Origin of the sequence: Halobacteriovorax sp. CON-3, from assembly GCF_043196995.1 — a bacterium.
Lineage (GTDB): Bacteria > Bdellovibrionota > Bacteriovoracia > Bacteriovoracales > Bacteriovoracaceae > Halobacteriovorax_A.
Genome location: NZ_JBEBNA010000002.1, coordinates 377,935 through 391,312, shown reverse-complemented (window position 1 = coordinate 391,312; position 13,378 = coordinate 377,935). Strand labels below are relative to the sequence as shown.

The window sequence follows — 13,378 nt, the reverse complement described above, 5'->3', positions numbered from 1 at the left end:
TCCCTAAAGGGCCTTTCTTCACTTAGGGAACAAATGGAAGAAAATCTTAAAATACAAGATCCAAGAATTTCAATTTTTGACTTTGAAAGTTACTGTGACTTCCTTATTAAGGCCGGTATGCCTGATGGCCTTTATTCCCACACTGCAAATAACTTAAAAACTTGGGCAAATCGCCTTGGGTATAAATCCCCTAGTTCACTAACAATGGTCATCAAAGGACAAAGATCCCCTAGTCTTGAAATGATCAATGCAATTTCTGAAGATTTAAAATTAAATATGAAAGAGAAGCAATATTTCATGCTTCTTGTTCAGCTAGAAAAAGCACAAAGAAAGAATAAAGACACTAAAGAGATATTAAAGAAAATTGCCACGTTGAACTTAAAAGAGAATGGAATTTCACTTAGTCTAAAAGAATTTAATGCGATAAGTGACTGGTATTTTCTTGCAATTAAACAACTTATCTCAATGCCTTCATTCGTTGAAGATAATCAGTGGATTCATCAAAAACTTAGAAAGAAAGTTCCCCTTAATCAAATTAAGTACGCAATTGAGACAATGCTTGAGACTCAGACTATCGGAAGAAATGAAGAAGGTCGCTTAATTGTCCTAAAAGAAGGACTTGTCACAACGAATGATGTCCCGAGCTCAGCAATTAAACGCCACCATCATGGAATGATTAATCGTGCTCTTGAATCAATTGAAGAACAATCTGTGAATGAGAGACAAATAACAGCAGTCACAATGAAAGTAAAAGAAAGTGATATTGCTGAAGCTAAGAAGTATATCTTCGAGTTTATTAAAGATTTTAATGAGAAGTTTTCAACACACGATGCTGACAATCTTTATCAGCTAAATACACAATTCTTTTCCCACACGGATCAAGTTGTTAAGCACTAGGAAGAACGATGAGAAGTTATTTAATTTTATCAGTATTACTATTTTCAAATTGTATTTTTTCAAAAGAACTTGAAAGGCTCACCCCTTCCCAAAGCTATATCTTAACAAAGAACTTTAATAAAAAATCGCTGCCAATCATGAAAGCACTAGGCTCAGGTGATATTGTTGGTAATGGTTCTGGACTAGTTGAACAAAACTTCACCTTTGCTTATTATAATCTTCAAAATGCAATCTTTAACTGTCTTGGCAATAAATACGAGTGTCAGATCGATGCTCAAGAAGAATTAATTTTAAGAGAGATTAATCAGGCATTCATCGCTAAGGCCTATATGAAAAGACCCCTTATCTTTGTTAGTAAAGAATTTGCTGGGGATTTCTTCCACAACGAAGTTGATATTACCTCTCGCATTGCAAAAACAGGCTTTAGTCGACGAGGTCACATATTTATAAATTTAGAAGAGTCTCAATTTATTACGAATGATATTCCAGCAATGATTAGCATCTTAATACACGAACTAGGACATCAAATTGGAATTATCAGTCATAGTTTCCTGGATCAGTTAGGGACAAAAGTTAGGAATCAATGGAATAAGAATTGGCAGTCTTTTGAATTTGAAGTTAATGGGACACCATTAACACTTCGTCTACTTTCAAATGCAAATAACTATATTAGTTCGAATCTTAGTTATACATATAATGGAAAGTTTGAACACCTAGGTGAGACTATTTATAAGCACTTGTCTTGTGGAGATAAAGAAGTTGTTTATGGATTTAATTTGAATAATGGCCATTGGCAAAGACCCACTTACAGCGACAACAAGACGACTATCACAATGAATTTTTGGTTGGACACTTATTGTGAGAACCAAGACAAGATGATGAGAGTTAAGCAAAGCGACTTATCAATTCAATTCACTCACAAAGATGGCAAGATTCAAGCGAGAGTATTTATCTTCTAGAACGGCCCTCTCCAAGATTTTGAAGCATTCAGTAAGAAAGGAAATGTGATGGAATTTAGGATCGAAACCGATAGTAATGGTGAAATTAAAGTAGAGTCTTCTCGCTACTGGGGAGCACAAACTCAACGTTCATTGCAAAACTTCAAGATTGGCAGGGATCATTTTACACGTGAAATGATCAGAGCACTTGGAATCCTTAAAAAAGGTGCAGCACTTGCTAACCTAGAGCTTGGAAAACTTTCAAAAGACAAAGCTGCTCTCATAATACAGGCCGCTGATGAAGTTATTGAAGGGAAACTTGATGAGCACTTCCCTCTTGTTGTTTGGCAAACCGGTTCTGGAACACAAACAAATATGAATGCAAATGAAGTTATCTCAAACCGCGCCATTGAAATCAGCGGTGGGATTATGGGATCTAAAAAACCAATTCACCCTAATGATGATGTCAACAAGTCACAGTCATCAAACGACACCTTCCCAACGGCCATGCATATTGCAGCTGTTGAACAAATTGAAGATCGTTTAATTTCATCACTCAATCGTCTTATCACGGCCTTTGAAAAGAAAACAAAAGAGTTTCAAGATATCGTAAAAATTGGAAGAACACACTTAATGGATGCAACTCCACTTACTCTTGGACAAGAGTTTTCCGGCTATACAGCACAACTTCAAGGAGCGAGAAAAGACATACTCCATTCGATAGAAAACTTAAGAGAACTTGCTCTAGGAGCAACAGCAGTTGGAACAGGACTTAATACACATCCAGAATATGCAAAACTAGTGGCGCAAAAAATCTCTGAAATCTCAGGAAAGAATTTTGTGACGGCCCCAAATAAATTTGCATCCCTTGCAGCACACGATGCGCTTGTTGCGGGCTCAAGTGCTATGAGAAGACTTGCTACGGCCTTGATGAAAATTGCAAATGATATTAGGTGGCTGGCCAGTGGGCCACGCTGTGGGATTGGAGAAATCTCAATCCCAGCTAATGAGCCAGGCTCATCAATCATGCCAGGAAAAGTAAATCCCACACAATGTGAGGCAATGACGATGGTATGTGTACAAGTCCTAGGTAATGATGCCACGATCGGTTTTGCTGGAACTCAAGGAAATTTTGAGCTTAATGTTTATAAACCTGTTATGATTCACAACTTCCTCCACTCACTCACATTACTTGCTGATTCAATGGATTCTTTTAATAAAAATTGTGTCATTGGAATTAAGCCAAACCATGAAAATATTGAAAAGCATCTAAGTAATTCTCTAATGCTTGTGACAGCTTTAAATCAATATATTGGCTATGATAATGCAGCTAAGATTGCAAAGAATGCACATGCTAAGGGATCGACGCTTAAGGAGTCAGCAATTGAATTAGGACTTTTAAGTGCTGATGACTTTGATAAATTTGTTGTGCCATCTAAGATGACACAACCTTTATAAAAATATTACTGTTTATTGTAGTGATAAATTGGTGAACCACCGGCTTCACGACATGTCTTATAATTTGTAAAAGTATCTTTCACACTTAGAACAAGCTTTCCGTCGTTATACTCATAATCAAAGATTGATCCATTTGATTCAACACCAAAATGTTGCTTCTTTAAAATGCCTTCCCATACACCAAGGTTACACTTAACTTTAGTCATTTCAAGTCCACCTTGATACTGACCTGGGCCAACATAATTGAAGTCACCTGAATTAACTTGAGTACAATTTAGTAAGTATGGTGCCCACTTTGCACTCTTTGCAATTGCCGTCATTTCAGCTTTTTCCTTTTCAACCTTAAGAGTCACATTATATCTCATAAATGCTCCACCAAGTTTAAGAGTCTCTCCTGTCGTACACTCAATACGATCAAGAAGATATGTCCCTTGAGGGATTGTTGCAAATGCTGATGCTGCCATTAAGAATGCTAAAATTGTTTTCATTAGAAACTCCGTTTATTAAAAATGCTTTATTTTATATTGAATACTCATTTTAAAATTTCGACCTACTTCATGAATATATGAGCCGTGTCTTCGATATGATTTATCTGTTAAGTTATCAAGTCTAGTTGTCACCTTAAGACCATTTAGGATCCCAGATGAGAACTCTTTTGAAGCAAAGATATTGTGAAGTGTATAACCAGGCGTTGCCGTTGTTCTCTCAAGAGAAGCAGGATTCACTCGATCTTGCCTCATGGCCATAAGAGTATCATAACCAAGTTTTACACCATATTGATCGAGATGATAATTTACCCCGAAAGTATATGTATTAGCAGGCATATTAGAAAGCCACATCTTTCTTGAATTATCCCAACCTACACTTCGTGAATAACCTGCAGCAAGCTCAAATTGATCGTAGAGATACCTAAGATCAAATTCCTGTCCATACAAAGTCACTTTATCTCGATTAATAAATTGAGTTGTTCCATTTTTTCCATCAAAAATGGCATAGTCGATAATCTCTTGATCAATATAGTCACGCGCTTTTGAGACATAACCACTTGCCCTGAAGCTCAGAAGATCCATATCTGAGAATAATTGCTTCTTAAACTCTGTTCCAATCTCAATTGTATTTGATATCTCTGGTTTAAGGTCTAAGTTTGTCACAAAGTAGTTATCAGAGATAAAGAACCCATCACCTGGACGGTGTAGTCCAGTTGCATAGACTTCTTGAACGTCTGGTGAGTTAAAACCTTGTGAAAAGTTAGAGAAGAAATTAAAACCATTGTATTCATAATTTACTAAGATTTTTGATGAAAGATTATTATCTTTTACATCACTAAAGCTTGAATCCTTTGACTCAAGTTTATAATCACTAAAACGGATACCTGGTGCTAGGCTTAGTGCGCCAACTTTATAATTCAACTGAGCAAAGGCAGCGGCCTCAGTAATCTGTCCATCTGGATAATCTGAAACACTACCAGTTGAACTCTTACCTGTTACCTTATCAATTGTTGCATCAGCACCAATAACGAGTTTTAAATCATCTCTTAAAGAGAGTTGATCTTTTATTCGTGTACCAATTGTTTCGATATTTCTCTCTTCCTTTCGGCCATCACTATCACGCTCTTGCTTATTAAATTGTTCAGAGAAATAGAGATTTCCGACAAGGCCCTTTCGCTTGTACTCAGCACTAACAGACTCACGCTTTATGATTGTTCTTCCGTGAAGAGTTGTCAGATCACTTGGTGGATCAAGAGTTGCGTTTAGCGGAGATTCATCTTCAAGATTATAGAGTTCAGCATTTAGCTTTATCTTTTGAGAGTTCTTTAGATCAAAAGTAAATTTTGTAGAAATATTATATGTTTCAAAAGCAGAGTTTTTAAGAGTTGTCTCATCGCTAAGTTTTAGATCTTTTGAATCTTTAAAACTAGCGCTAAGAAGGTAGTCTCCACTATTCATGAGTCCAAAAGTTTTCACTGACTCTGCATTCATATTTGAAGCTTCTTCAAAAGAATATTTAACGATACTTCCAGACTTTTCACCGGCATTGAGGTAGTCGCGTCCATCTTTAGTAACAAATGACATTCCACCACCAAGACTAATTCCTTGTGAGTAATCTGTATTTGACTTGAAGATATCAACTTTTTTAATACTATCCGGATCAACTGCAAGATGGGAGTAGTTGTGATTTGAAAAATAAAAGGTTTGTTTTACACCATCGATATTTACAAATAGCTTATTTGCTTCGAGGCCACGAACTTGTGGGGTTTCACCAATAGCGCGTGGACCGCCTTTAGTTGTCGCACCGGATGTCTTCTTTAGAACATCATCGATACTTTGAGCGACTTCTTCTTCAAGCTCATCAGATGTGATCTCATCCTGTAAACCTAAAGCAGCACTTTGCCCTTCTTCATAAACCTCTAGCTCGTCGGTAATATAAATCGACTCAAGACGATTTACGTCTTGCGCAAAGATAAGTGAATGTGTGAGAAGGCCTAGAAATACTAATTTGTATTGGCCATCAAACTTTTTTATCATGCAGGCAAACTATCATATTTGAAATGATTTTTGGAATGGTTTTAGTAAAGAAGTTAGTTTTTACAGTGCGTTAAGGTAATTACAATAACTCATATTTAATAGGAATTGCGACCTTTAAAACCTCTGACTTTAGAAAGTCTGGCATCTGAGGAAGATCTCCAAGGGCCTCAATTGTTTCAAGGGCCGACTTATCCAGAATGGCATGGCCACTGCCCTTTTGAATTTGAATATTTGAAAGGTTACTTGGGTATGAAACCTCAAAGTAGATATCAACAATCCCTTGTTTTTTTAACATCTTGGCCACTCTTGGGTAGCGTTTTTGAGCAAGAATTTGATCCCTAATCGTTTTGAGGTACTTGGCCTTCTCACTCGCCTCTCCAGCATCGACGACCTTTTTAATCACTGGAGCGTTCTCTAGAGACTGCTCAACTACCTTAGTGACCTTTTTCTGTATCAACTGCTTTGAACGGGCCTTCTTTTGAGTAAGCTTCTTGGGAGATTTAGTGATCTTCTTTAACTTCACTAAGCGTCTAACCTGAATGGCCTGGGCCTGATTTGCTGAAAAATGCATATTCGAAGACTTTGACTTCAAAGCTGAAGCTGTCCCAAATACTAATATTCCATGAATTCCTATCGAAATAATTGTCGAATAGAGAAAACGATTCTTGCGCATAGCTCTTATTATCACCAAATGGCCTTAAATTCACAAATGCTTTTCTATTCATGAAGAATTTTCAATGAGTAAGAGGGAGACAAAGCTCCCTCAAGATTAAGCGGCCTTCTTCTTTTCTTTGGCCTCTTCCTTCTTATGATCTTTTTGTTTAGTTTCGCTGGCCTTAATATCATTTGGGCCAATGATATCGAATGTTGGAACAATGGTTTTCACACGAGTTCGATAGTCCATATAGCGACTCCCCCATTGCCTAACAAGATCTCTTTCTTCAATAGAAACCCCTCCGACAATATAGGCAGAAAAGATTCCACTAAACATCAGATGGTCAACAGTCATTTCTGGAGTAAACCACATCCCTATCAGAGCTCCTGTCATAATTGGGTGACGATCGAAACTGTACATCCAGCTTTCTTGAAAAGGGACTCGTTGAATTGGCCTTCCTCGATAATAATTATAAGCTTGCTCCAACCCAAATAATTCAAAGTGATTTAAAGCAAAACTTGCCACAAAGAGATAGGCCCATCCAGCAACCCCAATACTCATAATGAGAGTCGATGCCATCGTATTTTCGATATTCCACATGACAACGCCATTCTTGGGCCAAAATAGAATTGCACAATGAAGAGTAATACCAGACATCAATACATAAAGAGATCGTTCAGCGGCCGCTGGAATATACTTATTAATAAATTTTTTAAACCTCTCCCTGGCCATGATTGTATGCTGAGCTGCAAATAAAGCACTAAGCCCTATGGCAATAGCGAATGCACTACCAAGAGAGTCCGTTGTGTAATCAACAATTCCATATTGAAATGGAATTAAGCCTAACATGCTGCCGATCCAACCAACGAGAGCGGAAAAGCCAATTAAATAACTAATCACCCCAAATGCTAAGACACCTGTTTTGTTCGTCATATTATCCTTCCTATGTTGTTGTGAGTTCTTTCATTATAAAATGAATAACAACATGGAAGTAGAGCACTAAAAGCGCCATACGAAAGAGGTGTAAACACTTAATAGCACAGCAAGTTTAGACAAATTAGTAAAAATTGGCTTTTTATAAATTCTTAATTACTTTGCATCTCTCTTAGAACCATTTGCAAAATACCACCATGTGTATAGTAATCCACTTCGGCCTGAGCATCGACTCTTAGAATAACTTCAAACGTCTCGATACTGCCATCTTCACGTTTCATCTTAATCGAAAGCTCTTTACGAGGAGATATCCCCTCTTCAATACCCTCGATCGAAAATGTTTCAAGACCTGTTATCTTAAGTGTTCTAGCGTTCTGTCCTTCTTTAAATTGCAAAGGAAGGACGCCCATGCACACAAGGTTACTGCGATGGATTCGCTCGTAACTTTCAGCTAACACCGCCTTAATACCTAAGAGCGTTGTTCCTTTAGCGGCCCAATCTCGAGAACTTCCTGATCCGTATGCACTTCCTGCCACAACAATAAGAGGAACTTTTTCTGTTTGATAACGTTTAGAAGCATCATAAATACTCATTTGTTCGCGACTTGGTAAATGAGTTGTCCAAGGCCCTTCAGTTCCTGGGGCCATTTCATTTCTTAAGCGAATATTTCCAAATGTCCCACGGATCATAACTTCATGATTTCCTCGACGAGAGCCAAAGCTATTGAAGTCTTTTTGTGAAACACCTTGTTCAATTAAATACTGACCTGCTGGTGAATCCTTACCAATAGTTCCTGCCGGTGAGATATGATCTGTGGTGATAGAGTCACCAAGTAAACACATAACCCTTGCATCACTAATATTTTCTAATGGTGCTACTTTTTTAGGTAGATTTACAAAGAAGTCAGGCTCTCTTACATAAGTTGAATCACCTTGCCACTCGAAGAGATCACCTTTAGGTACGGCCATGCTTTTCCACTTTTCATCTCCTGCAAAGATTCGCCCATACTCATATTCATATTGTTCAGAACTTACAGAGGAAGAAATGAGCTCTTGTACTTCGGTTGCAGAAGGCCAAATATCTTTCAAGTAAATATCTTTACCATTTGCATCCTGGCCAATTGCTTCACTAGATAGGTCACAAAGAAATGTTCCAGTTAGAGCATAAGCAACACACAGAGGAGGAGAGGCCAAGTAACTAGCTTTAATCTGACTGTGTACTCGTCCTTCAAAGTTTCTATTTCCTGATAAGACAGAAACAACCGCTAGGTTATTATCATTAATATCTTTTGCAACATCTTCCGGTAGAGGCCCAGAGTTACCGATACAAGTCGTGCAGCCGTAACCAACAAGATTAAAGCCTAGCTCTTCAAGATAAGGTAGAAGTCCTGCTTTTTTTAAATAATTCGTTACCACTCGAGAACCTGGAGCAAGAGAAGTCTTAACCCAAGGCTTCGTTTTGAGCCCGGCCTCAACGGCCTTCTTTGCCACGAGCCCTGCAGCTAACATGACAGATGGGTTTGAAGTATTTGTACAACTTGTAATTGCAGCTATCGCAACATCACCGTGTTTAATAACTTTGCCATCATTTTTTTCAACCTTAAAATTATCATCAAATGACTTACGAGCACTATCAAGCCCCACTCTTTGTTGAGGAAGTTTAGGCCCAGCTAAACTTGGAACGACACGACTTAAATCGAGATCAAGAACTTCACTAAATTGTGGCTCCTTGTCTCCATCTCTTCTAAATAGCCCCTGCTCTTTTGTATACTTTTCAACTAACTCTACCTTGTCACCTCGACCAGTCATAACTAAATAATCAAGAGTAACTTGATCAACAGGAAATAAGGTTGCTGTTGCACCAAACTCTGGTGACATATTTGAAAGAGTCGCGCGATCTGCAATACTTAAATTACTTAGGCCATCTCCGAAGAACTCAACGAATTTGCCAACAACACCGTGAGTTCGTAACATCTCAGTAAGCGTTAGTACTAAATCAGTAGCAGTTGCACCGGCCGGAAGAGTTCCTTTCGTTCTTACACCAATAACAATTGGTTCTGGTAAGAACATCGGTTGCCCAAGCATTGCGGCCTCAGCTTCGATTCCACCAACTCCCCATCCTAGAACCCCCAGTCCATTAATCATAGGTGTATGAGAATCGGTTCCAACTAATGTATCAGGAATCGCCCAGCCTTTTTTACTTTGAACAACATGACCAAGATGTTCTAAGTTTACCTGGTGGCAAATTCCCATCCCAGGAGGAACAACACGAAAGTCTTGAAAGGCTTGCTGTGCCCAATTTAAAAGAGCATATCTTTCAGCGTTTCTTTCATATTCAAGTTCAAGGTTTTTTTCATATGCCTGCGCATTTCCGAAATTATCAACTTGGACAGAGTGATCAATAACGAGATCAACCCCGACATAAGGATTTACTTTCTTTGGATCACCACCGGCCCTTGCCATGGCACTTCTCATCGCGGCCAAGTCGACAACAGCAGGTACTCCCGTAAAGTCTTGCATTAAGACACGTGCGGGCATAAACGCCAGAGATGCATTCTTATCGTAGCCGCTTCCCCATTTTACTAAGGCCTCAACGTCAGTTAATTTCACGTCTTTTCCATCAACTCTTCTTGCAATATTTTCAATTAGAATTTTAATGGTATGTGGAAGAGTATCTAACTCGACATCATACTTTTCACATAAGCTTTTTAGACTTACATACGAAAGTTTTTCGTTTTCTAGCTCTAATAGCATCTCTACTTCTTTGGTCATATTTTCCATAAAGAACCCTTGATATAAATTTAAAAATGTTTTTCTATATTTTACTTTTCGGATAAATATTAATGATATTAAATTTTTATCATTTAATAATTTTTGAATTAAGTGATAGAATAAGAGTAATTAACTAGACTAATAAGGAATGTATATGAGTTATGAATTACCTCCGCATAACGTCGGTGTTGAAGAGTTTAAAGGCAATAAGATTTTTAAAATTTATAAAGTTGATGATGAAGGTAACGAACTAGAAAAGTACGGTACTGTTATGAGCTTTGGTTTAACAAAGGCCAAGTACATTCTTGAGCACGTTGATGAAATCAAAAAATTTGTTGATACATTTTCTAAGGAATAAAACAAGGATGTTTAAAATGAAAAAAGTAATCGTTATTTTATTATTAACAATGCCTATTTTTGCTAGTGAATGCTACAAGTCGTTATGTAAAGACGATAAGGTCATGGATGTCTTTGGTTGGTCAGGGTTTGTAACAAGCTTTGATGAAGCAAAGGATGTGGTGGAAGTAGAACTTGCCCACGGGCCAGGTACATATTCTTTCCCATATGCAGAACTAGGGAAATCGGTTGAATGTTTTGAAAAGATCTGCGTCGAAGATAAAGTTATCGACAAATACAATGAAGTCGATATCGTGCTTGAAATCTATACTCACGGAAAGGCCCATGTTTACTCACCTGATCGCGATGGTGAGTTCATCATGGATACAAAAACTCTAATCAAATACTAATAAGTGATGTCAATCTGGCCAGGAAACTGGCCAGGTCACTTAATTTTTCTTAAGTTTCTTACTTTTGACAGTTTCTGCACCAAAAGTCTCCTATCATATTTGCAATAAACAATTTGAACTACTATAGTTTTTCCAAATTAACTTAGGGATAAAAATTTAAATTTGTAATACATAGGATAGTAATATGAAGTACTTTTTATTCCTTGCCATTTTAGTGCAAAGTTATTCATTCGCGTTTTCTCATGAAAGCACTCTCAACAACGAATTAAAGTCGTTATTCAATGGATTCAAAGAAGATATTATTTTTAATATCAATAAAGAAGTTAAAGAAAATTTTAACAATAAAGAAATTGGAAGCAATTTAAAGCTTATGAGTGCAAATATTGCTGAAACCAATATTCTCGACTTTCCGATTGAGTTCTATGAGATTACTGATAACAAAATTGTTGTCGGTATTCCTGACTCAAACAAGTGGAAGTTAAAGCTTAGAGCTCGCTTAAGATATAAAACGAAATGGTTTCGTATGACAAAACTTATTAAGCTAAATATTAAAGAGCTAAAGTTTAAATACGTTATCAACTATGTCAGAGACGAAAATAGCGTCATCAGAGTGAAATCAGTTGAGACCATCGATAAAAAATTAAAAGTTGATCTTAAAGCATCTAATGTCCTTATTAATGGTATTCTTGTTGCGGCCAAGAAAGTATTAAAAAAGAAAATTAACAAGTCTTTTGACAAGCTCCTTATTCAAGGTAGCGAGCAGTTAAAAACAGTATTTGTGCTAAACGAGCGCTTTAGGCAAGCAACTCCAGATCGACTCAAGTCTCCTCCAAGGTATAGTTTTTCAGACCTCGAGGATACGATTGAAAATATCGAAGAGAAAATTGCTCAAAAACATATGATAAATGGAACTGTTTTAAACCTTAGATATAATCAAAATGATTATATTTCTTGGTTTGATGCCTATGGGCCAAACGGACAAGGGACAAAGGGTGAAGTTGTTGGCTTCGGTACGTTCTCAGATGCAGCGATTTGGAATGGTGCTTATCTTGCTTCACAGGCCTTTCGCTACAGTGTCTCTCAAAATGAGAAGGCCTTAAGTAATATCAGGACAAATCTAGAAGGAATTGGAAACCTACTTGGTGTAAATGGCTTTACTGGCCTTCTTTCAAGATCAGCTCAACCCCTAAATAGTATGGCCGGTCGAGCACTGATGAAAGATAGAGACCCTCTTGATTATGAGATTGTTGATTACAAAGGCGAGAAATGGGTTAACCATCACGAAAAGAAAGGTATCACAAGAGATCAGTATACTGGAATTATCTTTGGCCTAACAATTACTTATGACTTAATTGAAGATGAAGAGATTAAGACGAAGGCAGCTTCTTATTATCGTATGATGCTTGATTATCTAATCAGAAATAATTGGACGATATCTGAAGACCGTGAAATCAGCATCACTCCTGCAAAGGTTATCGCGCCGACAGTTTGGTTTGGAAGTCCTGAGCAGCAACTTAATATGCTTGTCATTGGCGAGCACATGTTCCCTGGTCAGTATACGCAAGAGCTAAACCGCATGTCTGAGTTAAGTAAGACGGCCTATATTTTTCACAATATTACTGCCAAGGATAATGTAAATAAGTATTACAAATTCAACCTACTTAATATGCACTTTTATAACTACTTTAGGTTAGAAAAGAATCAAGAGCGTCGTGCAGATATGCTTAGGTCTTATAAAGTCATTAAATATAGTACAGGTCACCACGATAATTCTTTCTTTAATTTAATTGAATACTCTTTTAACCCAGAAGCTGTATCAGAAGAAAAGATTACTCGTATTCAAGAAAATCTCGTGCGTTTCTTAGAGCGTTCGCCAAGGAATGTAAGTATTGTAAAACCACCACTTGAGGATATCGAACTTGTCCAATACCCTGAATACGGCGGAAAAGGCTTCATGTCGATCTCAGCAGATGCTCTTGATATTAGACATCGCCACCCTGGCGGTTCATTCATGTGGCAAAGAGAGCCTTACACAGTTGGTTATGAGAAAAGAGGTGCGGCCGCAGATGAAAATCCAGGCTACGATATCACCCTAATTTACTGGATGAGTAAGTACTACGGCCTGTAGTACTTATTCATACCAAAGAATTAATTCTAAGCACTCTCCTTCATCGGGAACCATGTAGTGAGACTTATTCGGCTCAATGGTAATGAGGCTTCCTTTTTGAACAGGAATCGTTTGGTTTTCAAGATGAATTATTCCACTTCCGGAAGTAATGAAGACCACTTCCCCTCTTGTATGCTTATGAGGACGCCCCGCCTTCGAAAATGAGAAGAAGTTAATTTTTTTAATCTCTTTTGTTTGAATTGTTTTGATGTAGCCAAATGATGTCTCTTTCATAAACTCCCCTTGTCTCACATTATAAGAAAGAAGAAGTATAGAGAAATTCATAAT

The 13,378-nt window shown here is 37.5% G+C and carries 12 protein-coding genes; 6 read left to right on the top strand and 6 right to left on the bottom strand.

Going from position 1 to position 13,378, the window contains the following annotated elements:
- Positions 1-33 precede the first annotated feature (33 nt).
- From ABMA72_RS12560 to fumC, 3 genes are read left to right on the top strand one after another with little or no spacing between them, the layout of a single operon-like run.
- Positions 34-897 (top strand): DUF4423 domain-containing protein, encoded by an 864-nt coding sequence (locus ABMA72_RS12560; RefSeq protein WP_392858759.1) that lies wholly within the window; start codon positions 34-36, stop codon positions 895-897.
- An 8-nt stretch (positions 898-905) separates the two neighbouring features.
- Complete coding sequence (locus ABMA72_RS12555) at positions 906-1,856, top strand: hypothetical protein (protein WP_393057340.1); 951 nt, start codon at positions 906-908, stop codon at positions 1,854-1,856.
- A gap of 48 nt (positions 1,857-1,904) precedes the next feature.
- Entirely contained in the window at positions 1,905-3,293 is a 1,389-nt protein-coding gene (fumC, locus tag ABMA72_RS12550; RefSeq protein WP_392858745.1) for a class II fumarate hydratase, read from the top strand.
- A 5-nt stretch (positions 3,294-3,298) separates the two neighbouring features.
- Here fumC and ABMA72_RS12545 read toward each other — a convergent pair whose 3' ends face one another.
- From ABMA72_RS12545 to acnA, 5 genes are all read right to left on the bottom strand, one after another.
- Complete coding sequence (locus tag ABMA72_RS12545; protein WP_393057338.1) at positions 3,299-3,781, bottom strand: hypothetical protein; 483 nt, start codon at positions 3,779-3,781, stop codon at positions 3,299-3,301.
- A gap of 15 nt (positions 3,782-3,796) precedes the next feature.
- Positions 3,797-5,818 carry a TonB-dependent receptor domain-containing protein gene (locus ABMA72_RS12540; RefSeq protein WP_393057336.1) on the bottom strand — a complete coding sequence of 674 codons (2,022 nt, stop codon included), beginning with the start codon at positions 5,816-5,818 and terminating at the stop codon, positions 3,797-3,799.
- A 79-nt stretch (positions 5,819-5,897) separates the two neighbouring features.
- Entirely contained in the window at positions 5,898-6,491 is a 594-nt protein-coding gene (locus ABMA72_RS12535; protein WP_393057334.1) for an energy transducer TonB, read from the bottom strand.
- Positions 6,492-6,587: 96 nt separating this feature from the next.
- The gene (locus ABMA72_RS12530; protein WP_392858737.1) at positions 6,588-7,406 is read right to left on the bottom strand and encodes a methyltransferase family protein; all 819 of its coding nucleotides are present in this window, start codon (positions 7,404-7,406) and stop codon (positions 6,588-6,590) included.
- Between the two features lie 152 nt (positions 7,407-7,558).
- Positions 7,559-10,186: an aconitate hydratase AcnA gene (acnA, locus tag ABMA72_RS12525; RefSeq protein WP_393057332.1), complete on the bottom strand. Its 2,628-nt coding sequence runs from the start codon at positions 10,184-10,186 to the stop codon at positions 7,559-7,561.
- A 145-nt stretch (positions 10,187-10,331) separates the two neighbouring features.
- Here acnA and ABMA72_RS12520 point away from each other — a divergent pair, with 145 nt between their 5' ends.
- From ABMA72_RS12520 to ABMA72_RS12510, 3 genes are all read left to right on the top strand, one after another.
- Entirely contained in the window at positions 10,332-10,535 is a 204-nt protein-coding gene (locus tag ABMA72_RS12520) for a hypothetical protein (RefSeq protein WP_392858733.1), read from the top strand.
- A gap of 16 nt (positions 10,536-10,551) precedes the next feature.
- Complete coding sequence (locus ABMA72_RS12515; protein ID WP_393057330.1) at positions 10,552-10,923, top strand: hypothetical protein; 372 nt, start codon at positions 10,552-10,554, stop codon at positions 10,921-10,923.
- Between the two features lie 184 nt (positions 10,924-11,107).
- A complete protein-coding gene (locus tag ABMA72_RS12510; RefSeq protein ID WP_392858730.1) occupies positions 11,108-13,051 on the top strand; it encodes a hypothetical protein in 1,944 nt (647 codons plus the stop codon).
- A 3-nt stretch (positions 13,052-13,054) separates the two neighbouring features.
- On the opposite strand, the gene ABMA72_RS12505 is transcribed toward ABMA72_RS12510, so the two are convergent.
- Entirely contained in the window at positions 13,055-13,324 is a 270-nt protein-coding gene (locus tag ABMA72_RS12505; RefSeq protein WP_393057329.1) for a cupin domain-containing protein, read from the bottom strand.
- Positions 13,325-13,378 lie beyond the last annotated feature (54 nt).

Coding starts and splice junctions, on each gene's coding strand:
- ABMA72_RS12560 (WP_392858759.1), top strand. CDS start 34: ATGGAAGAAAATCTTAAAATACAAGATCCAAGAATTTCAATTTTTGAC.
- ABMA72_RS12555 (WP_393057340.1), top strand. CDS start 906: ATGAGAAGTTATTTAATTTTATCAGTATTACTATTTTCAAATTGTATT.
- fumC (WP_392858745.1), top strand. CDS start 1,905: ATGGAATTTAGGATCGAAACCGATAGTAATGGTGAAATTAAAGTAGAG.
- ABMA72_RS12545 (WP_393057338.1), bottom strand. CDS start 3,781: ATGAAAACAATTTTAGCATTCTTAATGGCAGCATCAGCATTTGCAACA.
- ABMA72_RS12540 (WP_393057336.1), bottom strand. CDS start 5,818: ATGATAAAAAAGTTTGATGGCCAATACAAATTAGTATTTCTAGGCCTT.
- ABMA72_RS12535 (WP_393057334.1), bottom strand. CDS start 6,491: ATGCGCAAGAATCGTTTTCTCTATTCGACAATTATTTCGATAGGAATT.
- ABMA72_RS12530 (WP_392858737.1), bottom strand. CDS start 7,406: ATGACGAACAAAACAGGTGTCTTAGCATTTGGGGTGATTAGTTATTTA.
- acnA (WP_393057332.1), bottom strand. CDS start 10,186: ATGGAAAATATGACCAAAGAAGTAGAGATGCTATTAGAGCTAGAAAAC.
- ABMA72_RS12520 (WP_392858733.1), top strand. CDS start 10,332: ATGAGTTATGAATTACCTCCGCATAACGTCGGTGTTGAAGAGTTTAAA.
- ABMA72_RS12515 (WP_393057330.1), top strand. CDS start 10,552: ATGAAAAAAGTAATCGTTATTTTATTATTAACAATGCCTATTTTTGCT.
- ABMA72_RS12510 (WP_392858730.1), top strand. CDS start 11,108: ATGAAGTACTTTTTATTCCTTGCCATTTTAGTGCAAAGTTATTCATTC.
- ABMA72_RS12505 (WP_393057329.1), bottom strand. CDS start 13,324: ATGAAAGAGACATCATTTGGCTACATCAAAACAATTCAAACAAAAGAG.